At 53.5% G+C, this 21,362-nt stretch carries 17 protein-coding genes; 8 read left to right on the top strand and 9 right to left on the bottom strand.

Translation table 11 applies throughout. The annotated features are described in order from the left end of the window. Positions 1–44 precede the first annotated feature (44 nt). Positions 45–929 carry a LysR family transcriptional regulator gene (locus J4E70_RS14685; RefSeq protein WP_213890398.1) on the bottom strand — a complete coding sequence of 295 codons (885 nt, stop codon included), beginning with the start codon at positions 927–929 and terminating at the stop codon, positions 45–47. Positions 930–1,041: 112 nt separating this feature from the next. Here J4E70_RS14685 and J4E70_RS14680 point away from each other — a divergent pair, with 112 nt between their 5' ends. Next, complete coding sequence (locus J4E70_RS14680; protein ID WP_213890397.1) at positions 1,042–1,488, top strand: DUF6326 family protein; 447 nt, start codon at positions 1,042–1,044, stop codon at positions 1,486–1,488. 27 nt (positions 1,489–1,515) lie between these two features. Next, the gene (locus J4E70_RS14675; RefSeq protein ID WP_213890396.1) at positions 1,516–1,791 is read left to right on the top strand and encodes a hypothetical protein; all 276 of its coding nucleotides are present in this window, start codon (positions 1,516–1,518) and stop codon (positions 1,789–1,791) included. Between the two features lie 60 nt (positions 1,792–1,851). Here J4E70_RS14675 and J4E70_RS14670 read toward each other — a convergent pair whose 3' ends face one another. From J4E70_RS14670 to J4E70_RS14660, 3 genes are read right to left on the bottom strand one after another with little or no spacing between them, the layout of a single operon-like run. Beyond that, a complete protein-coding gene (locus J4E70_RS14670) occupies positions 1,852–3,759 on the bottom strand; it encodes a GtrA family protein (RefSeq protein ID WP_281414308.1) in 1,908 nt (635 codons plus the stop codon). 7 nt (positions 3,760–3,766) lie between these two features. Beyond that, on the bottom strand, positions 3,767–4,495 hold the full coding sequence (locus J4E70_RS14665) for a class I SAM-dependent methyltransferase (RefSeq protein ID WP_213890394.1): 729 nt from the start codon (positions 4,493–4,495) through the stop codon (positions 3,767–3,769). Between the two features lies 1 nt (position 4,496). Then, positions 4,497–5,507, bottom strand: coding sequence for a glycosyltransferase family 2 protein (locus J4E70_RS14660; RefSeq protein WP_213890393.1), 1,011 nt, complete (start codon positions 5,505–5,507; stop codon positions 4,497–4,499). A gap of 834 nt (positions 5,508–6,341) precedes the next feature. Between J4E70_RS14660 and J4E70_RS14655 the strand changes: the two genes are divergently transcribed. The 5 genes from J4E70_RS14655 (at position 6,342) to J4E70_RS14635 (ending at position 14,429) form a co-directional block, all read left to right on the top strand. Then, entirely contained in the window at positions 6,342–7,472 is a 1,131-nt protein-coding gene (locus J4E70_RS14655; protein WP_213890392.1) for a uroporphyrinogen decarboxylase family protein, read from the top strand. 287 nt (positions 7,473–7,759) lie between these two features. Next, positions 7,760–8,926, top strand: a complete 1,167-nt coding sequence (iadA, locus tag J4E70_RS14650; protein ID WP_213890391.1) for a beta-aspartyl-peptidase — start codon at positions 7,760–7,762, stop codon at positions 8,924–8,926. Between the two features lie 49 nt (positions 8,927–8,975). After that, positions 8,976–9,848 carry a cyanophycinase gene (locus J4E70_RS14645; RefSeq protein WP_213890390.1) on the top strand — a complete coding sequence of 291 codons (873 nt, stop codon included), beginning with the start codon at positions 8,976–8,978 and terminating at the stop codon, positions 9,846–9,848. Positions 9,849–9,879: 31 nt separating this feature from the next. Continuing rightward, positions 9,880–12,681, top strand: coding sequence for a cyanophycin synthetase (cphA, locus tag J4E70_RS14640; protein ID WP_213890389.1), 2,802 nt, complete (start codon positions 9,880–9,882; stop codon positions 12,679–12,681). Positions 12,682–12,692: 11 nt separating this feature from the next. Beyond that, positions 12,693–14,429, top strand: coding sequence for a Mur ligase family protein (locus tag J4E70_RS14635; protein ID WP_213890388.1), 1,737 nt, complete (start codon positions 12,693–12,695; stop codon positions 14,427–14,429). A gap of 152 nt (positions 14,430–14,581) precedes the next feature. Here the strand turns inward: J4E70_RS14635 and J4E70_RS14630 are convergent, their stop codons facing one another. The 5 genes from J4E70_RS14630 to J4E70_RS14610 all read right to left on the bottom strand — a co-directional run bounded on the left by J4E70_RS14630 (position 14,582) and on the right by J4E70_RS14610 (position 20,883). After that, positions 14,582–15,832, bottom strand: a complete 1,251-nt coding sequence (locus J4E70_RS14630; RefSeq protein WP_246531779.1) for an alpha/beta hydrolase — start codon at positions 15,830–15,832, stop codon at positions 14,582–14,584. 400 nt (positions 15,833–16,232) lie between these two features. Beyond that, positions 16,233–18,005 carry an arsenical pump-driving ATPase gene (gene arsA / locus J4E70_RS14625; RefSeq protein ID WP_213890386.1) on the bottom strand — a complete coding sequence of 591 codons (1,773 nt, stop codon included), beginning with the start codon at positions 18,003–18,005 and terminating at the stop codon, positions 16,233–16,235. 39 nt (positions 18,006–18,044) lie between these two features. Further along, on the bottom strand, positions 18,045–18,446 hold the full coding sequence (gene arsD, locus J4E70_RS14620) for an arsenite efflux transporter metallochaperone ArsD (protein WP_213890385.1): 402 nt from the start codon (positions 18,444–18,446) through the stop codon (positions 18,045–18,047). Then, positions 18,443–19,660: a MalY/PatB family protein gene (locus J4E70_RS14615; RefSeq protein ID WP_213890384.1), complete on the bottom strand. Its 1,218-nt coding sequence runs from the start codon at positions 19,658–19,660 to the stop codon at positions 18,443–18,445. Before J4E70_RS14615 ends, arsD begins: the two co-directional genes overlap by 4 nt. Positions 19,661–19,860: 200 nt before the next feature. Further along, entirely contained in the window at positions 19,861–20,883 is a 1,023-nt protein-coding gene (locus tag J4E70_RS14610; protein WP_247078681.1) for a threonine ammonia-lyase, read from the bottom strand. Positions 20,884–21,024: 141 nt separating this feature from the next. Between J4E70_RS14610 and J4E70_RS14605 the strand changes: the two genes are divergently transcribed. Further along, positions 21,025–21,354, top strand: a complete 330-nt coding sequence (locus J4E70_RS14605; RefSeq protein ID WP_213890383.1) for an ArsR/SmtB family transcription factor — start codon at positions 21,025–21,027, stop codon at positions 21,352–21,354. Positions 21,355–21,362: the final 8 nt, after the last annotated feature.

The raw sequence follows: 21,362 nt of genomic DNA, 5'->3' as shown, positions 1-21,362 counted from the left end.
CTCAGCGTCACCTACACCGGGAAAAGCTGGCCTGAGCAATGCGTTCAAAGCAAGCTTTCGGCCAGCAGATCGAAAACAAGGCGTATTCGGCGACTCGTATGCAATTCACGGTGGGTCACAAGCCAAACAGGGATCGCAATCGGATTGATTTCGGGGAGAACCGGCGTCAGCTCCGACATCGTCGCAGCTATTTCCTTTGACAAAAGGCCGATTCCAAGCCCTTCGCCCACCATTGCCAGATACGCGGGGCCGCTGTTGGTAGACAACTTGAAGTTTCGATCTGTCAGCGACAGTCCCCGAGCCGCCAACGCTGAAAGCAAGTGCTCAGGGTTTTCAAAACCGATGAACTCCGCCCCTGAGACATCGGCGACCGTTTCGGGATATCCATACGATTGAAGATATCGACTGGATGCATAGAGGTGGGCAGACACCTCACCAATCTTTTTGCCAACGAGGTCTGGCTGCTCAGGTCTTGCGTGCCGGATAGAAATATCCGCCTCTCGGCGCATTAAGTCACGCACTTCATTCGATGTGATTACACTAATATTGATACTAGGTGCGACGTCTCTTATCCGCCGCAGAACTTGAGGTAAAAGGTGCGTCGCCAAGACATCGGTGGCTGTAATGGAAACCTTGCCTTCAACGGTCTGAGATTGACCTGATGCAACCAGTGACACGAGATCAGCAGCCGCCCCCATCGTCTTGAAATGCTCTAGTAATTCAACGCCAGGCTCGGTTAACACTAACCTGCGGCCAACGCGCTCAAACAGCATGACACCAAGATCCTGTTCCAAGTTGGCGACCTGCCGGCTTAATGTCGGCTGCCTCTGGCCAAGCAAACGCGCGGCTGCAGAAAGCGAACCCTCCTCGGCAGTTGCAAGGAATGCCCTTGCCTGATTCCAGTCGAATGATTTTGATATTTGAGTCATCGATTCACGTATATAGCAGAGACACAATTTGGCAATATACAAGCATTTTTTTATATGTATTTTGCGGTCAAACACGACGCTTGTCGAAATTTCCGAATGGAGAATACCCAAAATGTGGAACCAGAAACTCAGCAACAACACACTGCTTTCAGCACTATGGATTTTCTACATGCTCAACTTGTTCGCACGCGACATGCATGAATTGGGCCGACCGGGAATGCTTGAACAAGTGATGTCGGGCACGATCAATGGTGTCGAAGTCACCGAAGGGCTGATGTTGTTGGGCGGAATCATGGCCGAATTTCCGATCCTGATGGCACTGCTATCGCTTGTTCTTCGCAAAGGGATCAATCGCGGGTTGAACCTAGTCGCTGCGCCGCTCGCCATTGCCATGACCGTGATGACCAATCTGAATCCGGACCTCGACAACGTGTTCTTTATGATCATTCAGATCGTGGCCCTGCTCGTGGCCGTTCGAATTGCCTGGAAGTGGAAGGAAGAAAGCAGAGCTTTCCGGCTGCGCCAAGCCGAATCCACCATAGCGGTTAGCCTGACATGATCCGACGATAATCTAACCAAGGATCCCATGCCCTATTTCAATGTACTCGTTCCCGCTTTGTTGATGGCGCTCGCTGCAGTTCCAAGTCTTTGGAAAGTATTTCGTTTGACACAAATGTCTGGAGCGTCGATCAACTTTTTGCCCGATAGCGATCACAACTTGGCAGCGCATCCACGAACTTGTTCTCCTCATCGTCAGCGCCGGATTTTATTGCATCGTGGTCATCATGCGAAAGCTGTCGAAACCGTAAACGCACTGGTCAAGGCAGGCCTTTTCTGGGTCGGAAAAAGCCCTTACGCATGACGGACACTCTGGGCTCGTTCGAAAATATGGAAATGGACTGCGTTTTATCATGCAAAAAAGCTAGAAGGCCGCACTGCCCGCTTCAAGCCGGTTTTCTCTGACAAGACCCTTTTGGGGCTCTGGCGTGTAGTGATAGTAGATGTAGCGCTGGGTTTTTCCGATTTCTCTATAATTTTTAATAGTCTCGGACCACTCGGGGTCCTGCGCCATGAAAGTTTCCCACGAGAAGCCGGGCTCATCGAAGTAACCTGCGTTCAGATCGAAGACCAGCAAATCAGGGTGGGAGGTGGCGATATCGGCCAGGTTGTCTGCGCGGTTCCTTTCGGCAATAGCTTCAAGGTGGGCGCAGGTTGTGGGCTCGTTCGCGCAGTTCGTTTTTTCCAGGCGATTCAGCGCACCGGGCACCAGCCAGTTTGCAGGATAGCGACTGACCCATCTGGCACCGCTTGCAATCGCTGCGGATGGCCCGGCATCGACATGTGAACTCAGCACCATCAGGCTGTCCACCCTGCCCAAATCTTGCGCCACATGAGCAATTTGCTGTGCAGAGTAATTATGGTAGAAACCACGCTCGATGTTGATCGCCATCAGGATCGCGGCAGCTATACTGGTGGTGATCAACACACTTTTGGGCTGAGAACTTCGGATAATCACGAAGAAAAAGGCTATGAGCGCAAAAACGCGAAATGGGATCGCGTGATACGCAAACCCTGTTCCCTGCAAGAAATAGGAACCAAGTCCAGCAAGAGCCATAGCTGCGAACAGGTCAACATCGGGATACCGCGGACACCGGGACAAAACCACAGGTGCGAGGACCAGCGCCAGCAGGATCTCTATTGCGATTCTGTTAAACATGATTTCAACCGACGAACCATAGGCTCCATAGACCTCTCGTGCCATTGGAACGATCTGTGAAAGATAGGCGGGATGGACGACCAAAACATAGCCGATATAGCCTAGCCCGACCGCCAAAAAAGTGAGATTCGCGACCGAAAAGAACGGTCTTGGTGACCTTTGGCGCAGGACCTGAAGCATCGTCAAGGCCAATGGAAACAGAACGAAATATGGCTTTAGGCAGATGCCCAGCGCTGCGACAGCGGCGCGCGTCATCTGTCGTCTGAGAGGAGCCGGGGTCGATGCCAGTTCGCCCAGCAACCACGGCATCGCCAGGATCACCATGACTTGTTCACGCTGGCCGAAGTTTTGGAGCGCTGGCAGCACCAACGCCACAGCAATCCCACCCAGCATAAATGCGTGACGATTGTTGGAGAAGCCAAGCTCCTCGCGGGTGATCGTGCTGCACCAGCACAGGATCAGGAAAAACAGAAGTGCCAGTGTCAAATACGCGCCATTGGTGTCGCTGAACCCGAACAGATCAGCGAGCCCGATTGCAGGCAATGTAAAATAAAAATTGAGAGGCGGATTAACCTCAATGAGATCGACATAAAGCGCCGCCCCGTCCAGCCATTCCCGGGTTGCGATCAGATACCAGGCGGTATCATGATTGACCGTTCGTCCCCAGAACAGCGCCAGAACCGCCAGTGCAAGCGCACCCGACAGACCCAACCCGAGCCAGTCCGTATCCTCCCTCGGGGAGGTGGTTTCGAAAACCCAGAAGCGCAGCGCGAGGTACGTTGCTGTTGGCACCAAAACGGCGACGGCCAGCATCGCGATTCCGAAATCCAGACCCAGCCCCACATCAAGAAGCAAGACTGCGCCACTGCTGATCACCAATCCAACCAGCGCAACAAAGAGAAAACGCAGAAATTGGGCCTCTCGGCTCAGGCCTTTCCCAAAAGTCCAGTACGCATGACCGAGATATGAAAACAGAAGCGCGCTGGCAAAGCCTGTGAAATTGGCCTGCAGCGGGGAGAACCCAAAGGTCCCTCGCATCATCATCGCGACGATGACATGAACAAGCGTGGCCATACCTCCAACGCCACCGAATCGGATGAGTTGCCCAACCATGGCGGAATCAGGCCTTTTCGAGAACGGCGGCGAGCGAGAGGCCGAATGGCAGGTGCATACGCCCAAGCAGGTACCGTTCGACACCGAAGACGCGGGTGAGTACCCCATTGATCCATGCCGGAGGCAGTTGATCATCAGGCGTCTCGCTACCCATCAGTTTCTTGATCGCGCGCGATGCCACGGCGAACGGGAAGAGGAACGTGTTGAAATAGCTGCTGTGGCTGACTTTCAAACCAGCCTTTTCTGCCACCTCGGCAAGGCTTGCGCGGGTATAGCGGCGGAAATGGTGGTGAGTTTCATCATGTTTCGACCACAAGAAGGGGAAGGCCGGAACTGTAACGAGTATCTTGCCACGTTCAGAAAGGCGCTCGGCCAGTATGGCAAGCGACGACTCGTCGGCCTCGACATGTTCGAGCACATCGAAAAGACCGATCAGATCATAGCGATTGTCTTCGAAGGGTACCTCGTCAGGCAATGCACCAAAACGGATGTCGAGCCCCGATTTCTCCTCGGCCGCCTGGAGAGCGACGCTGTCGAATTCAAAAGCATCAACCTTGCCAAAATGACGCAGCATCGACAGATTTCCACCGCTGCCACAACCGGCTTCGAGGATCGCCGCATCGGGATTTTCCTTCAGAAGCGGTTGGATCAACGAGGCGATAATCTCGCGACGTGCGGAAAACCACCAATGCCGGGCTTCGAGTTCATCCATGCGCTCATAGACACAGCGTTCCATGTCAGTCTTCCTTGTCGGAGCAGCGGTGATGAGAACGGATTATATAGACTGGCCTTTGACGCACTTCTGTATAGATGCGGCCGACATATTCGCCGATGATGCCCAATGCGAACATATTCATGCCGCCGAAAACGAGGATCAGTATCAACGTGGAGGCATAGCCCGGGACATCGACACCAAAAAACAGGACTCTGGCAAACATAAATGCGGAATAGGCCAAAGACGCCAGTGCCAGTACCATGCCGATATAAGTCCATATCCGCAAAGGCACGGTGGAGGACGCGAATATACCGTCGAGTGCCAGTTTCCAGAGCTTCCAGTACGACCAGCAGGTTTCGCCGGCAGCCCGGGCCGGACGTTTAAAGGTGACCTCCTCGGCCTCGAACCCAACCCAGGAGAACAGCGCTTTGTTGAAACGCGACCGTTCACCAAGTTGGCAAATCGCACTCACCACCTCGCGGTCGAACAGGCGAAAATCACCCACGTCGCGCGGGATTGGCTGTTCTGCCATCGCGTTAAAGACGCGGTAGAAGGCGTTGGCGGTAAGGTTCTTGAAACGGCTGTCGCCATCGCGGCGAGCCCGGCGTGCATTCACAACCTTGGCTCCTGCAAGCCAGCGTGCGATCATCTCCGAGATCACTTCGGGGGGATCTTGCAAATCGACATCAAGCGGGATCACCGCCGCGCCCTCAGCATGGCACAGGCCAGCAAACAACGCCGCCTCCTTGCCGAAATTGCGTGATAGATTGAGCAATCCGATATCGCCGCGCTCGGCGGCGGCGGACATGATCAGCCGTTCAGTGGCATCACGGCTACCGTCATTGACGAAAAGGATTTCGAAACGGACCTGCGACCTGATGCCTTCAAGGACCGGGGTTACCGTGTCGAGGAAGGCCTGAATGCTCCCTTCTTCGTTATAAACAGGAACAATCAAGGTGACAGACCGGGCACCGGTTTTATCCGGGGCGGGTTTGTTGTCTTTTCGAAACGGGACAATGCTGATGGCGTTCATTGAAGCGTGCATTCTCATTTGGATCGGATTTGCCGGATCGGGCTCACACGCACCATTGAAGGTTTCAGCAATGGCAAAAGTATGGCGAAGGCGAGACAAAATTCAGCTGAATTCGGTTCTAAACCTGCCTCCTCCTGATCCCGCCGCTGAAGTGGTTCGCCCCAATTGTCAGGAAACGGACGATCAAAGTTGGGAATCCGGCGACACAAAGAGGAAGCGGATTTGTCGCGCAAGATCGTCGATTTAACGTGTCAATGCCCTGACAATGCCGGTTAGGGTTATGGCTGGAGCGTCATTGAGCGAAGTGGTGCTGCCGCATATGTCTGAAGTCGGAAACAGAACCCTGAAGATTTGATTTTCAATAGCTTGACACGCAACTGCCTATCCGGAAGACTGGCCAATAATTGCAAAAAAGCCGGGGGGCAAATTCGTAATTCGGCTCTTGGGTTAATGCTTTTTTGCAGCGTCTCTTTTTGTTTCATTGGATGAAGCTCGAGCGGGGCGGAATGCCTCTATCTTGATAGAATAGATGGCTTGGAGACAGCGACTCTGGAATATTACGAAAAGCGGTTTCAGCGCTACAAGCCAATTGGGTTGTTTTTTCCGTATCAAGTAATGATAGGCTTAAAAGAAGCGGGATGCGCAGACAATGGCAAATATCGAAGATTATTCATTCCCTTCTGGCCTGCACCTTTGGATGCGATGGCAGTCGGATGACGCGCAGGCAAAACAGGAAATAACCGATTTTTCGATGCTGCCATTGCCGGGGTTTTTGACGAAGACTTCACGATTCCAGTCCCCGCCAACGAGGTGCACGCAACCACCTCGGTACATATGCTGACGCTTGCGCTTTTGAATGATCTCTACGGCATTGAATCTTGGGATTATTACAACACTGACCCATACCGATATGTCCGGGCCAATCTTGCCGTCAGCCGCCTGTTGGGGTTTAGGAAATTCTATATGACATGGGCCCTCTATGCTTTTACCTGTGAGCCTCTTGGCCAGAAGACGATGTACCCTGATAGGTTCCCAGCGGGGGCCGATCCAGATGAAACATTAATCAACAAAGCCAACTTGCACGAACTTGGCACACCCGATTTCACAACCAACGTGCCTGCAGTAATCGATGCCATTATGCGCGTGACGCAAGAGCCGACGGGTGTTGCTCCAACCCTGCAAATCTCGACCCCTTACAGCCTTGCGGCGGATATCAATGGGCAGGAACCCTTGCTGGCAGATGTCGTGAATGACCCCGAGACTGTTAACGCTTTGCTTGACCACCTTGGTGACGCCGTTCTGGCCCCGTGGATGGACCATTTTTTTGAACAATTCCCTGATGGTTGGACTGAGCTTTCGGATGCTTCTGGATCGCCTTTTTTCATTGGGCCCGAAAACTGCCAGAACATGTCCATTCGCTCGATCCGTCATATGCTCCGGGACAAGCTTTACGCCGACCGTGTGTTCGACAATAACTACCGCGGCGATTTCGTGACCGAAGTCCAGAAAAAGGTTCGCGCCTCACGCCCCCGTGGCGCAGTAGTTGCTGAAGATGCCCCCGGAGGCAAAAGCAAGCTGCTGAAGTTGACGGACGCCAAGGTCAGTGTGAACCCGATCTTCATTATGCGGCTGGAATCCGACAAGGTGGATATCTCGTTCTACGAGGAACAGGTGATCCAGCGGAATATGCCCCTGACGGTCGGCATCGGATCACCTGAGATTGATCGCAATAGTATCGAAGATTTGGCGGCGACCAAGGCCGAAACGGCTGAGAAGACCCGCGGATACGTGGCCGCCATCAAGCGCGTATGCGAAACGGTCAATTTGCCCGAAGATAACCATGTGGGTCAATCCTGGCCCAGCCATATCTATTTCGAAGACATCAACGGGCAATCACAGTTCGAACTGGTCGAAAACATCCTGAACGAAATCCGTAAATGCGCGCCATTTGTACGGCGGGTGTGACAAACGATCAGCCGCTAAAGTTACCGGCTAAAACCGGTTCACCCACTGCAGTTGGAAGCGTTCTGGCAGTATTTTCGGGGATAGATACAGGGCATCGCGATCAACCAGATACGTCGGACCATCTTCGGTTTGATGATGAATCAAAAATCCTCCTGATGCTAATTTCTCAAATCTGCCCCACGACTGCTGATTTCAGACAGAGTATTTATGGACAACAAAGACCTTGATCAATTTTCGAAAATGACGCTACCTGACGAGCCTGTTTTTCTAGGCTATATGAGGTTTCGATGCTCAAACTTATAAAAAACGCGAATGTTTTCAACCCTGATCCTCTAGGGCTATGTCATATTTTACTGGCAGGCGAAAAAATTGTTTATATTGGCTCAGATCTGCCGGATTTGGATTCTCGTCTAGGCGTCGAAATTCTCGACGTTACCGGTGAATCTGTAATTCCCGGTTTGATAGATGCGCACGCCCATATTACTGGCGGAGGAGGCGAAACAGGCCCCGCAAGCCGGGTGCCGCCTGTATTTTTGTCAGAGTTTACTTTAGCTGGTGTGACAAGCGTCGTTGGAGTTCTTGGAACCGATGATCTGACCCGCAACACCCAAACGCTTGTCACGCAGGCTTATGGTTTGCGCGAAGAGGGTCTTTCTGCTTGGTGCCACACAGGAGGGTACCATCTTCCTTTGACCACACTCACAGGCAGCACACGCGGAGACATCGTGTTTATCGACCCCATCATTGGTGTCGGTGAGCTTGCTGTAAGCGACCACCGCTCGAGCCAGCCCACGCTTGATGAATTTTTGCGCGTGGCAAGCGACGCTTATGTTGCCGGTCTCATGACGGGTAAGGCCGGTATCGTGCATTGTCATATGGGTGATGGCGAACGGGGATTAACCTTGCTAAGGGCTGCACTAGACAAGTCTGAAATCCCAGCACGGGTCTTCAATCCAACACATGTGAACCGCAACTTACCGCTCTTCTGCGAAGCCAAAGATCTGACCCGCAGGGGCTGTTACATTGATTTGACAGCTTTCCCGGAGGGCCATTCTGAGCCCGGCATCTCGGCGGCAGACGCTTTTCTGGAATATCGTGCAGGAGGATTTCCAGCAGATCGCCTGACAATCAGCTCAGACGGCGGCGGTTGCCTGCCCGCGTTTGACGCCGAGGGGCGCTTGACCCGGTTCGGCGTAGGATTATCGGGAACATTGCCAGACACATTGAAAGAACTTGTCCACCAAAATATCACTTTGGACGAAGCGCTGCCGCCGCTAACGTCAAATGTTGCCAATTTGCTTAAACTCAAGCACAAAGGGCGACTTAAAGTGGGGATGGACGCAGATCTTGTCGTGCTCGACGCAGAAACCAAAGTGCGGGATGTTATGGCCCGCGGGCTTTGGCATGTACGCGATGGAACGGCGGTCGTATTAGGAACCTACGAAAGCAACTGAGCCGCATTGGTTGCCTAACTGTGAAGTAGCAAGAAAGAATAAATCTGAAATGTGTCCAGCACCAGTTGTTCCCACGGCGGATCGTGGATTTATCATTCCCATTGGTGGAGGCGAAGACCGTGTCAAGGAAATGCAGATCCACCGCAGGTTTGTTGAATTGGCCGGTGGCGAAAACGCCGATATAGTGGTTATTCCCACGGCCTCTCAGCTCGAAGAAACCGGACCGGATTACTATCGAATTTTTTCGGATCTTGGAGCGGGGAATGTGGAGTTTCTGCCCATATCCCGGCGCGTTGATTGCGAAAACCCAGAGTTTTCTGAAATGCTCGACCGCGCCACAGGCATATTTATGACGGGCGGCAACCAGTTGCGCCTGTCGACAATTCTTGGCGGCACATTGGTCGCTCAGAAAATTCGTCGGCAGAATGCGATAGGCGTACCAGTTGCAGGCACCTCTGCCGGAGCGTCGATCATGTCCGAGCACATGGTCGCAGGAGGCGACAGCAACAGCGCACCTGCTGTCGGGAATGTCAGCCTTGCCCCTGGGATGGGATTGACCAATGCGGTTATCATTGATCAACATTTTACCCAGCGCAATCGACTGGGGCGTTTGCTGACGGGTACGTCTTACAACCCATTTCTGATCGGACTTGGCATTGACGAAGATACTGCCGCGTTTATTGGCCCGGATAATGTTTTCGAAGTTGTTGGCAGCGGCACCGTTACAACCGTTGACGCGAGCCACCTTACCCATTCATCAATGTGGGACGCGCGTGAGGGCGAGGCAATCAGCCTTCTGGGATTGCGCATTGACGTTATGGGTGAAGGATGCCGTTATGATCTGACCAACCGTCAGGCATACGCACCGGACGATCACGCCAGTTTTTGCAGCCTCGCTGCAGCGGAAATCAAGGTAGACTGACAAAACAAAAAACCAACCGGAGAATGCATCAATGAAAATAGTCTCGACCAATGTTTTTGTGGGGCCCAATGTCTGGGCCAGTTTTCCGGTCATTCGTCACGTTGTCGATCTGGGTGTTCTTGAAGAATGGCCATCCGTAAAGTTAGGTACAGAGTTTATTGATGGTCTGATAAATGCACTGCCGGGGCTTGAAGAACATGGCTGTTCTTATCGTGAACCCGGTGGTTTCATTCGGCGCCTGCGCGAAGACGAAGGCACTTGGATGGGCCATATTATGGAACATTGCGCTCTGGAGATTCAGGGTGTCGCGGGCACCGACGTTTCTTTTGGACGCACCCGTGGCACTGGTGACCCCGGACAGTACAATATGGTCTATGCTTATGGGCAGCGCGATGTTGGGCTTGCTGCAGGTCAATTGGCGATGCGCCTATTGATGCATTTGCTGCCTGCGCCTGTGAAATCGCAGGTCGACTATGAATTTGACGATGCATTTGATTGGGAAGATGAACTGCGCTCGTATGTTCTTAGCGCGCAACGCCGCGAATTTGGCCCTTCGACCGGCTCATTGGTCAAGGCCGCCGAAGAACGTGATATTCCCTGGATCAGGCTAAACAACTATTCTCTGGTTCAGTTTGGCCACGGAAAGTACCAACAGCGTATTCAGGCGACGATCACCTCGGAAACACGTCACATCGCGGTTGAACTGTCTTGCGACAAAGAAGACACCCACAACCTTCTGAACGATTTGGGCTTACCTGTACCGCACCAGCGTATGGTTTATAGCGCGCAGGAAGCAGTGAGAGCTGCAAAAAGCATTGGGCACCCGGTCGTTGTCAAACCGCTGGATGCCAACCACGGGCGTGGCGTCTCGATCGATCTCAACACTGACGAAGAAGTAAGTACCGCTTTTGATGAGGCGAAAGCGCATAGCAAAAGCCGCTCGATTCTGGTTGAAAGCTTCGTAACTGGGTTTGATCACCGAATGTTGGTTGTAAACAATGAACTTGTTGCCGTAGCCAAACGGGTCCCCGGTCATGTGATAGGCGATGGCAAGCAGACAATTGCCGAGTTGGTCGAAGAGGTTAACACCGACCCGCGTCGTGGTATTGGCCACGAAAAGGTCCTGACCAATCTTGAACTCGACAATCAGGCGATGCGCCTTATGGCAGATGCCGGCGTCACAAGCGAGACTGTGTTGCCAAAGGACGAACAACTGTTTCTGCGGGACACCGCCAATCTTTCAACCGGTGGTACAGCGATTGACATGACAGATGTCGTACACCCCGACAACCGAGATATGGCCGAACGCGCAATTAAGGCGTTGGGTCTGGATGTGGGAGGGGTCGATTTCCTTATTGACGATATCACCCAATCATACAAAGACATTGGTGGCGCTATTGTCGAGGTCAACGCAGCCCCCGGTTTCCGTATGCATGTCGCCCCAAGTGAAGGCACTCCACGCGATGTGTCTGGAAAAGTAATCGACATGCTGTTCCCTATAGGAACAGAGGCGCGCATTCCGATCGCAGCAATCACTGGAACCAACGGTAAAACAACAACCTCACGCATGCTTGCGCATATTATGAAAACCAGTGGTAAACATGTCGGCATGACGTCGACCGATGGCGTCTACGTAGATGGAAAACTAAGCGTCAAGGGGGACATGACTGGCCCCAAATCAGCACAGATCGTTTTGCGTGACCCTTCCGTTGACTTTGCGGTCATGGAAACCGCACGAGGAGGTTTGGTACGAAGCGGCCTCGGGTATCAACGATCAAATGTGGCTGCCTGTTTGAATGTAACAGCAGATCACCTTGGACTGCGCGGCATCAACACTGTTGAAGAACTTGCTGTGGTAAAACGTGTCGTGGTCGAAACAGCAACCGAAACAGCGGTTCTGAATGCTGACGACATCAACTGCCTGCGCATGGCCGATTTTTGCCAAGCAAAATCAATTTGTTATATCACGATGAATTCCGAACACGCTCTGGTCAAGGAACATATCCGTTCCGGTGGTATGGCAGTCGCCTTGGAAAAAGGCATGAACGGCGATATGATCACAATATACCACCACGGGCTGCACATGCCTGTGTTGTGGTCTCATCTGATCCCCGCTGCGATGGAAGGCAAGGCGTTGTTTAACGTGCAAAATGCCATGTTTGCAGCAGCTATGGCGTATTGTTTTGGCGTTGATTTGGACAACATTCGCCATGGTCTGCGAACGTTTGACACCAGTTTCTTTCAAGCGCCCGGCCGCACCAATGTTTTTGAAGAACACCCCTTCAAAGTTATTCTGGACTATGCCCACAACCCCGCCGCCGTGAACGCGATAACCGATCTAGCATCTCGCATGGATGTCGCAGGACGCCGGCTGTTGGTCGTGGCGGTTCCGGGAGATCGGCGTGACGAAGATGTTGCTGAAATCGCACGCACTATCGCTGGCAAATTTGATCACTTTGTCTGTCGTGCAGATGACAACCGTCGTGGGCGCGGCGACGATGAAATACCGCAAATGCTGCGTCAGAACCTCTTGGATAACGGTGTGCCAGATGACGCTATCACTGTTATCCCCGGCGAGACACAAGCAGTGGACCACGCGCTGAATATGGCGGCGGAAGGTGACTTGTTGATTATTTTGGGCGACGACAGCGCGCGCTGCTGGAAACAAATCATATATTTCCACAATGACGCAAAGCCAGAGCAGACAGTTTCGGCTCGTGTTGAAGAACCTGAAGCCTTTGAGCTGAGCGCCGTTATGGGCGAAGGAGAAACATTGATCCGCGACGAACGCGGTGTGCGCCTCGCGAGAAACACTGACGAAGACGGTGATTGAGGGGCTGCATAATGGATTCGATTGAAGACATCGAAGATGCCCTGTCGATCACGATTCCGACCTCAGATAGTCTGCAAGTCGAAGACTGTCGGCGCCTGACGGGACCTGGATTTCTCTGGGATCATCCGGGTGCTGTGGTGCAGCTTGAACTCCGGAATGTTAGTGCAGAAAAGGTCGTAGACCTATGGAAAAAGAATGCGCGCCGGGTGATGGATGTCATCGCATGGCATGACCAGCAGATTACAGCGCGCGCCTACGATGGCGGCGTTAACTTGGCGATATCTGCGCCCATCGATCAGCTGTATTCAGCGGTCTTTGTAGCGCAAACCGCATTGCATTTTTCTTCCGCTGAGTTGCTGGGAAAAGCTTCTGGTGATTTTGACAGTATGATCAAAGATCTTCAGAATGTTATGCAGCGCGAGGCAAATCCGGTGTTGATAGCGCTTGTGAACGCTGCTGAAGACCGCGGCATTGATGCCCTGAGCGATGATGAAACACTGTCATTGGGACATGGTGCCGGCGCAAAAATTTGGCCCATGACATCCCTGCCTAGCCCAGAAAACGTCGATTGGAAAAAGTTGCATAATGTTCCATTGGCGATGATTACAGGCACCAATGGCAAAACGACAACCACTCGCCTCTGCGCTGCAATAGCCAGGGCGGCAGGCAAAGTGTCGGGCCTCACGTCTACAGATTTTGTCCGTGTCGGCGACATAGTTCTGGACCGGGGCGACTACTCCGGACCCGGTGGGGCACGTCTTTTGTTGCGTGACAAACGATTGGAACTTGGCTTTCTCGAAGTCGCGCGCGGCGGTATTCTTCGTCGTGGATTGCCAACTCGCAAAGTGCGTGCCGCTGTCGTGACAAATGTTGCTGCCGATCATTTAGGCCAATACGGCGTTAACACTGTTCCTGAATTGGCGCGCGCCAAGTTTGCGGTGCATCGCGCGTTAACAGAGGATGGAGTTTTGGTTCTGAACGCTGATGACGCCTATATCGTCGATGAAGCAAATCAGACTGACGCCAATATCTGGTGGTTTTCACTCAACCCTGCTTCACCGCAGCTGAAAAAAGCGATTTCGGCATCGACTCCCTGCGCGTGGCTTGATGCAGAACAGATCGTTTTCTTTGACGGACAAAGAACAAAGCCCGTTGTCAACGTTCATGACATCCCAATCACAATGCGTGGGGCCGCGAGGTACAACATCCAAAATGCTCTGGCTGCAACATGCATTTCTCGCGCACTCGGACTAAGCGATGATGCCATTTCTGACGGCTTGACACGTTTTGGAAACGACCCAAAAGACAACCCTGGGCGGTTAAATGAATTCGAAAGCAATGGCGCTCGAATATTCGTTGATTTTGCTCACAATCCACATTCGATCGCTGCGGTATCTGAAACGGTTTCAAAAATTCCTGCTAACAGACGTTTTGTTATGTTGAGCCACGCGGGTGATCGGTCTGACCAAGATATCAGAGATGTCACTGAAACGGCGTTAAAAATGAATCCCGATTTTGTGGTCGCCGTTGAGCTTGCTGACTATCTGCGAGGGCGAACACTCGGTGAAGTTACACAGCTGATAAAAGAAACATGCAAGAAGCATGGATTACAACCGGACCAGATCATTTCTGCGGAATCTCCCAATGCTGGTGCCGAAGAAATTCTGCAGAATCTTCAGCCTGGGGATCTTGCTTTGTTATTGGTTCTTTCCGAGCGAGACCAAGTTTTAGAGCTTCTTTCTAACTAAAAAACTGGGCCACTGTGGGTTGTCTTCCGGCGAGGTTACGCAACCGCTCAGGCGGGCTCAAGCTAGGTTACTCTGACAAAACAATCTGGCGTTTTTTCGGGGTAATTAATATCTAGCTATACTTAACCAATGCTTCGCTCTACCGCGTTAAGTCATTGGACCTGCAGTGGATAATCTTTGCGTAATTGCCAAAAGTTCCCGTCAATTCTTGTCAGGGGGCGCTCCGAAGACCCCGGCAATGCCCCCGTCCGTAAGGCAAGCGCAATGTCAGACAGCACCGCAGGGTTCTCGCGAAAATAGGCGTGTCCGGACTGTCCCCGAACCTGCTCAACCTCAATAAAATTTACGTTCTGGATTCTTTTAAAAATCACGCGTTCGCTTTCCCCGAGATTTTCGGAGGAAATCCGGCCGAATCTCAACCCTGCCATTAAGGTTTGCGACAAGCCCAGTGCCCCATCTTTCGAGTTCATATATACAATAATCTGGCCAAAAGCCGGGCCAAACTGCTCTGCGATCAGTCGCTGACGCACTACACCAAAATCAAGGTCGGGGGCTGCTAGAATCAAGGTGTCGAGCTTCAGGGAACGGCGCGGATCGCGCCCGGCTGCACGCTCAGCAATCACCAGTTCCCTCAGCGCGCTGGTCGCGACATCCGTACCACGGCTATGCGCAATCAGATGAATTCTTTCAAGTTCCGTAACCGAAGACAGCGCCCGCAAAAACTCTTTAAGGTGAAAGATCGAAAACTCCCCCGACTCCCGGTCGGTAAAATAACCAAATAGACCTGAACTATCCGCTGGCCAGGAATATACAATCGGTACACCGATCCGGCCCGTGGAATGCCAAATATTGGCTAACGTTGTTACCCCATCATCAAACCCATTATTGAACCCGTGTATGAAAATCACAACGTCGCGCCGGTTAGCCCGCTTCAGTTCAGCCGAAACGCGCCGTTGAAACGCCCTTTTTTGTTCTTGATAAGGCGCCAAAGCACTTGGCAAAGGTCTTGCCACCCCGTTTTTCAATTCAAAGGGCAGCGGAGTGGGTGAAAACTGAACCAGCGTTTCAGCGTCGCCTGTCACAATCGCTGGCATTCTGTTCCGATTTGCCGACTGCTCTTGCAACAAATCTGACCAACTCCATCCGGGGGCAAGATTAACTTCTATTCGCCCAAATGCCATTGCCGGGGACCGTTCGTGTGAAAAGTTCATTTTTCCTTCGCGCGTTGTGACTGCGCGTCGATCTGTTACAAACAGTATATCAGGCGAGACTGTACGAAGGTACTCTGGCACCTCGCTTTCGGGATAGCTCCCTTTTTCCACATAGATTGTAGGTGCCTGAGCAAGTCGATTTACCTTTTCGCAGGCCCCCAGAAGCAGCAAAGTGAAGACCACTGCTAACATCGGCAAAAGGCTGCTCCAACATATTGGAACAATTACCGAAAACACCTTTGAAATCTGGTTCATCGTTTTCCGTGCAGCCTAGATGTCTTCCGCACCTCCAGCCTACAGGGTTGAGGGTCTATTGCAATCGCGCTGTGTTCACAGTTTCGGGTTTGAAACTTTCATTTTACAAGCGCCGCAAATGCAGTTTTTGTTAGCAATTCCGTCAACGCGCCTTCGCAGAGTTTCGGCGGTGAATATCAGTCAAATCTGTTCCACCAGAGCCAGGCTAATTCATGGCTGATACCAATGCCGCGCTCGTGCGGCAGATTCTCAACATTGCAAAGCGAAAAACGGAAGCAAACATACATCATCATTCATGAACACCATCGGAGTATTCCGCCGCCGACGAAGTACCAAATCACGCCGCAGCCGAGTCAAGCGCCCGGCGACACAAACCTTTAAGTCTTTCGACACCCACTGGCTCGACTGCCTGAATTGGTACAACCGCGTAGCGTTTTGACAACGTGTCTCGCACTTTTGCGATCTGCTCATGTTCCGACTGGGCGCGTTTGCGCAACAACGGCTGGCTTGTTTCGGCAGCGGCAAGGCTGGAATTGATGATCCAGCCCCACGGCTCGATCCCGGCGCGGCGCAGGTCGTTCTGCAGATGGGCCGCCTCCAGAACCGGTGTGGTTTCCGGTAAGGTCACGATCATGATTTTCGTCTGTTGCGGGTCCTGCAGGCGCATCATCGGGGTGACCAGACGGGCGCGGCTTACCTTGTCCTGATGGCGTAGAATATCCTTGTGATAAGACCCCGTCGCATCAAGCAACAACAACGTATGCCCGGTCGGAGCTGTGTCCATGATGACGAATTTCCGGCCGCTTTCACGGATCACCCGGGAAAACGCTTGAAACACAGCGATTTCTTCGGTGCAAGGTGAACGTAGGTCCTCTTCCAGCATCGCGCGGGCCTGATCGTCTAGGTCCTTGCCTTTAGTCGCCATCACATGGGCATGGTAGTTCGCGGTTTCCACGGCTGGGTCAATACGGCTGACCGTCAGGCCGGGCTGATCACCTGCCAGTGTTTCAGAAATATGGGCCGCCGGATCAGTGGTGGTCAACAAGACCTCGTGGCCCCGGGCCGACAATTCGCTGGCCACAGCTGCCGCCATGGTCGTTTTCCCAACACCGCCTTTACCCATGAACATGATCAAACCCTTGCCTGGGCCTTCGATATCATCGACCAGCTTTCCAAGCGTGGGGAAACCCGACTTCTCGTTCGTGGTGGATTGCGAGTCGACAACGACATCCTCCTCGCCGGCTGCAAATCGTTTCAACGCCGCAAGGCCGACGAGGTTTTCTGAACGCAACGCGAAAACCGTACGCGGCAGGGCCGCAACCTCCGGCGTCATCCCCGCCAATGCATCCTGATCTCGTTTCAGAAGGGCAGACGCCAGCAGATCACCGCCCGTTTCCTCGGGCATCATACCGTTAATTGCCAGATGCTGGTTCCTGATGCCGATGGCAGCCAGTTCAGATGAGGTACGGGCCACCTCCGCCAGTGCCGAATGCCGGGGCCGCGCCACCAGAACCAACCGTGTGGCATCGCGGTCAGACAACCGGTCAACTGCAGCCGCGTAACGGTCGCGCTGTTTTTCCAGCCCGGCCAGCGGGCCCAGGCACGAGGCGTCGCCTTTGCCAGCTTCGAGAAAACCCGACCAGGCGCCAGGCAGTTTTAGCATCCGTATCGTGTGACCGGTCGGCGCCGTATCGAAAATGACGTGATCATAACGATCCACCAGATCATTATCAGTCAGCAGGGCCGTAAATTCGTCAAAAGCGGCAATTTCAATGGTACAGGCGCCGGAAAGCTGTTCTTCGATGCTTTTCAGCGCCACTTCAGGCAAAACACCCCGCATCGGCCCCACGATGCGTTCGCGGTAATCTGCTGCTGCTTCCTCGGGGTTGATTTCGATCGCATCAACACCGGGGGCGGTAGCGATTTTCGTAATTCGGTTGCCGATTTCTCTTTCAAATACCTGCCCGACATTTGACGCAGGATCCGTACTGACGAGCAGGATCATCTTGCCCTTGCTGGCAAGATCAAGCGTTGTCGCACAGGCCAGCGAGGTTTTGCCAACGCCGCCTTTGCCGGTGAAAAATACGAATTTAGGCAGGCTCTTGAACATGGAAGTACTCGCTTTTGTTTCAAAATGGTTGAGGCCGGGTCAGCAACATCCGGAGGAGGTTTCTTCGGCACTTTTCTTGCTACCACAGCAGCCGCTTATGCTGCCGTCCTGGCCCGACGTTCCGGTTTCAGATGTATACGCGACGCCCGCCATTTCAGCGAGTTCACCCCGCGCTGGATAGCGGCCAGACGAGTTCAGCGTATCGCCGAGCATGATGACCGGTAACCCCTCGACGCCGGAGCTTTCCAGCACCGCCTTAACCTTGTTGTTCTCTGCGAATTTGGCAGGTTCCTGAGACAGGTTGATGCGCGTAACCGCGATGCCTTTCGATTTTAGCCAGTCAAGATCGGCGGCAAATGTAACTAGCTGCTGTTCAACTTCCGCACCACAAATGCCGGTGGAACAGCACATAGCCGGATCATAGACGGTTACGTTGGTCATTGGGGAACTCCTGTTTTCTGGGTGTTAGAATGTTCAGTGATAGCGTTTGACAGCTGCTGCAAGGCATCGCTCAGTGTGGCACGGGTGCAGGCTATATTCAGGCGGGCAAACCCTTCGCCCTCGACCCCGAAAGCCTGCCCGCGGGTGACGGCCCAGCCAGCACGCTGGCGCAGAAAGGCGGTCAGGTCGCTCGGAGACAATCCGAGCGCGCGAAAATCAAGCCATAGCAGAAAGGTCCCGTCAGGTTCGATCAGCTTCACGTTGGGAATGTTTTCCAGATGCGTGCGTACCAGCGCCAGATTGCCTTCGATATAGCTTAGGGCATCGTCCAGCCATTCGCCGCCCCGTGAATACGCGGCGACCATCGCCGCACTGGAAAACGCGTTATTCTTGTTGACGGTCAGACGGCTGTTTTCAACTTGAAACGCCTTGCGTCGCGCTACGTTCGCAATCACCGTGAAGGCCGAACAACAGGCGGCGATGTTGAAACTTTTGGCAGGCGACAGACAGATGATCGAATTGTCCGCATAAGCCGGCCCAAGCGCGGCAAAGGGGGTGTAACGATGGCCCGAAAACGTGACATCGCCGTGAATTTCATCCGACACCACCAGCACATTATACCGCGCGCAAATTTCACCCAACTGCTGCAACTCGGCCTTAGTCCAGACCCTCCCGACCGGGTTATGCGGGTTGCACAGGTAGATCATTCTGGTGCGCGGCTCGGCTGCCAGCCGCTCCAGCCCGTCGAAATCCATCTCGTACCGGCCGTCGTTCAGGATCAGCGGGTTTAAGACCAGTTCACGGTTGTTTTCGCGCAGGATATCATAAAAGTCGAAAAACACGGGCGACTGCACAATGACGCCATCACCGGGTTCCGTGAACAGCGAGGCGGCAATTGCCAGGCTGTTCAGCACATTCGGTGCGCGCAGGATATGCGCGGGGTCCACCTGCCAGCTATGCCGGGATTGCAGCCATGCGGTGAGCGCGGGCATCAATCCGGCCGGCACCGCCTCATAGCCAAAAATGCCGTGGGCCAGGCGCTGTTGCAGGGCTTCGAGCACAACGGGCGGGGCCATGAAATCCATATCAGCCACCCCTGCTGCAAACAGGTTTTCACCATCCTGACCTAATACCATCGGGTGGACTTTGAGCGCCGGAACTTCACGCCGGTCGATCCGCCGGTCAAATAGGTTTTCTGTCTGCGTTTCCACCATTTAGAAATCTTTCATGTTCGGTTCAAGCCCCGGTCAAAGGCGGTTCTTCTGCCAGCAGCCAATTGAAAAAACCGTTGCAGGCAATGCCCCAACAAGCAGCGCCGTGACAAAGGTGGCGATGTTCCCATCTGCCAGCCGTTTGGCCATGATCCCCGAACCATGCTGCAAAAAAACCTGTTTGGCATGTCAGCGTTCCCTGTTCATGAGTTTTTAGCCGCCGCCAATGCGTCAGCAAACCTGCCTCTGTCCACATTGCCGCCCGTTATGACAACAGCAATGGTTTTGCCGGTGATACCGATCTTTCCGCTCAAAACGGCTGCAAGGCCAACCGCCCCACCGGGTTCCGCCACGATTTTAAAATTTTGGAATGCAAACAGCATGGCGTCCCGGACTTCATCGTCTGTGACAGTCAGCACACCTGCCAGCAGTTCCTTGTTGATGGAAAACGTAAGGGAATTGGGAGTCGGCGTCATGATCGCGTCGCAAATGGTTTTACGGCCTACCGGGTTCTCGACCCGTCGACCAAGGGCAAGCGATCTGCGCGTGTCGTCAAACAACGCGGGCTCCACCCCGAAAACCTGCGTTTCCGGTGACATCGCTTTCATAACAAGCGCGGTGACAGCAGACAGACCTCCGCCGCCACAGGGAACCAGAACCACATCAGGAGGTGTCTCTGCCTGCTGAAGGATCTCAAGTGGCACGGTCCCGCCGCCTGCCAGAATACGCCGGTCCTCGCTGGGCGGCACTATGATGCGCCCGGTATGACCCCGCAGGCGTGCAACCACGTCATCGCTGGAATCCTTTTCACGCTCAAATGTGACGACCTCTGCGCCCAGCGCGCGCGTATGATCCATCTTTGCCTGTGGAACATCGCTTGGCATGACAATCAACGCCGTGGTGCCCAGCAGTTTTGCCGCCAAGGCAACCCCCTGCGCATGGTTGCCCGAGGAATAGGTGATGACGCCACGGGCTTTCTGGGTCGGGCTCATTTGGCTGATGCGATTATACGCCCCGCGGAACTTGAATGCCCCAGTCCGTTGCATGGCCTCATTCTTGATCAAAAGCCGGCCTTTAAGCCGCGCGTTCACTTCCGGGCTTTGCAGCAACGGCGTCAGCGTGATGGCAGCAGCCAGCGTCCCTGCAGCGGTGCGCACTTCATCCAGTGTTGGCGCGCTCAGTATCTGGTCAGGGTTCGCCTGCATCGGATTGTTGGCTTTGTTCACTGGCGGTTTCTCTCTGGCAGATTGAACTGGTTGTCTTATCGGATGAGTCTTCTTAATAAATCGTCATCTGCCGAATTATCAATTTGGCTATCCGATCCCAGCAGCCTTGTCAAGATTCGTTACTTCGGGTATTGCCGTAATATGGATCAGATCAAAGCAATAGAGGCCTTTGCAGCCCTTGCCCAGGACAGCCGCATGTCGATTTATCGGATGCTGGTGCGCGAAGCACCCAATAGTCTGAATGTCGGCGAGATTTCCAGCCGTCTGAACATTGTTCCGTCAACCCTGTCAGGTCATCTGGCCGTGCTGAAACGGGCCGGATTGCTGAAATCGACGCGCCACCAACGCGAAATCCACTATTCCGCCGATATCGGAGCCATGAATGACCTAGTCAGCTTCATGCTGCAGGATTGCTGCAACGGACAGGTCCAAAACTGCGCTGAAATCCTGACTCTGCTGGATCAGCCCTAAGGCTGGCC

Origin of the sequence: Pseudohalocynthiibacter aestuariivivens (assembly GCF_018457175.1) — a bacterium.
Classification (GTDB): domain Bacteria; phylum Pseudomonadota; class Alphaproteobacteria; order Rhodobacterales; family Rhodobacteraceae; genus Pseudohalocynthiibacter; species Pseudohalocynthiibacter aestuariivivens.
The sequence above is the reverse complement of the archived record's forward strand: the minus strand, read 5'-3'. Positions and strand labels throughout refer to the sequence as shown.

Coding starts and splice junctions, on each gene's coding strand:
- J4E70_RS14685 (WP_213890398.1), bottom strand. CDS start 929: ATGACTCAAATATCAAAATCATTCGACTGGAATCAGGCAAGGGCATTC.
- J4E70_RS14680 (WP_213890397.1), top strand. CDS start 1,042: ATGTGGAACCAGAAACTCAGCAACAACACACTGCTTTCAGCACTATGG.
- J4E70_RS14675 (WP_213890396.1), top strand. CDS start 1,516: ATGCCCTATTTCAATGTACTCGTTCCCGCTTTGTTGATGGCGCTCGCT.
- J4E70_RS14670 (WP_281414308.1), bottom strand. CDS start 3,759: ATGGTTGGGCAACTCATCCGATTCGGTGGCGTTGGAGGTATGGCCACG.
- J4E70_RS14665 (WP_213890394.1), bottom strand. CDS start 4,495: ATGGAACGCTGTGTCTATGAGCGCATGGATGAACTCGAAGCCCGGCAT.
- J4E70_RS14660 (WP_213890393.1), bottom strand. CDS start 5,507: ATGAACGCCATCAGCATTGTCCCGTTTCGAAAAGACAACAAACCCGCC.
- J4E70_RS14655 (WP_213890392.1), top strand. CDS start 6,342: ATGCTGACGCTTGCGCTTTTGAATGATCTCTACGGCATTGAATCTTGG.
- iadA (WP_213890391.1), top strand. CDS start 7,760: ATGCTCAAACTTATAAAAAACGCGAATGTTTTCAACCCTGATCCTCTA.
- J4E70_RS14645 (WP_213890390.1), top strand. CDS start 8,976: ATGTGTCCAGCACCAGTTGTTCCCACGGCGGATCGTGGATTTATCATT.
- cphA (WP_213890389.1), top strand. CDS start 9,880: ATGAAAATAGTCTCGACCAATGTTTTTGTGGGGCCCAATGTCTGGGCC.
- J4E70_RS14635 (WP_213890388.1), top strand. CDS start 12,693: ATGGATTCGATTGAAGACATCGAAGATGCCCTGTCGATCACGATTCCG.
- J4E70_RS14630 (WP_246531779.1), bottom strand. CDS start 15,832: ATGTTAGCAGTGGTCTTCACTTTGCTGCTTCTGGGGGCCTGCGAAAAG.
- arsA (WP_213890386.1), bottom strand. CDS start 18,005: ATGTTCAAGAGCCTGCCTAAATTCGTATTTTTCACCGGCAAAGGCGGC.
- arsD (WP_213890385.1), bottom strand. CDS start 18,446: ATGACCAACGTAACCGTCTATGATCCGGCTATGTGCTGTTCCACCGGC.
- J4E70_RS14615 (WP_213890384.1), bottom strand. CDS start 19,660: ATGGTGGAAACGCAGACAGAAAACCTATTTGACCGGCGGATCGACCGG.
- J4E70_RS14605 (WP_213890383.1), top strand. CDS start 21,025: ATGGATCAGATCAAAGCAATAGAGGCCTTTGCAGCCCTTGCCCAGGAC.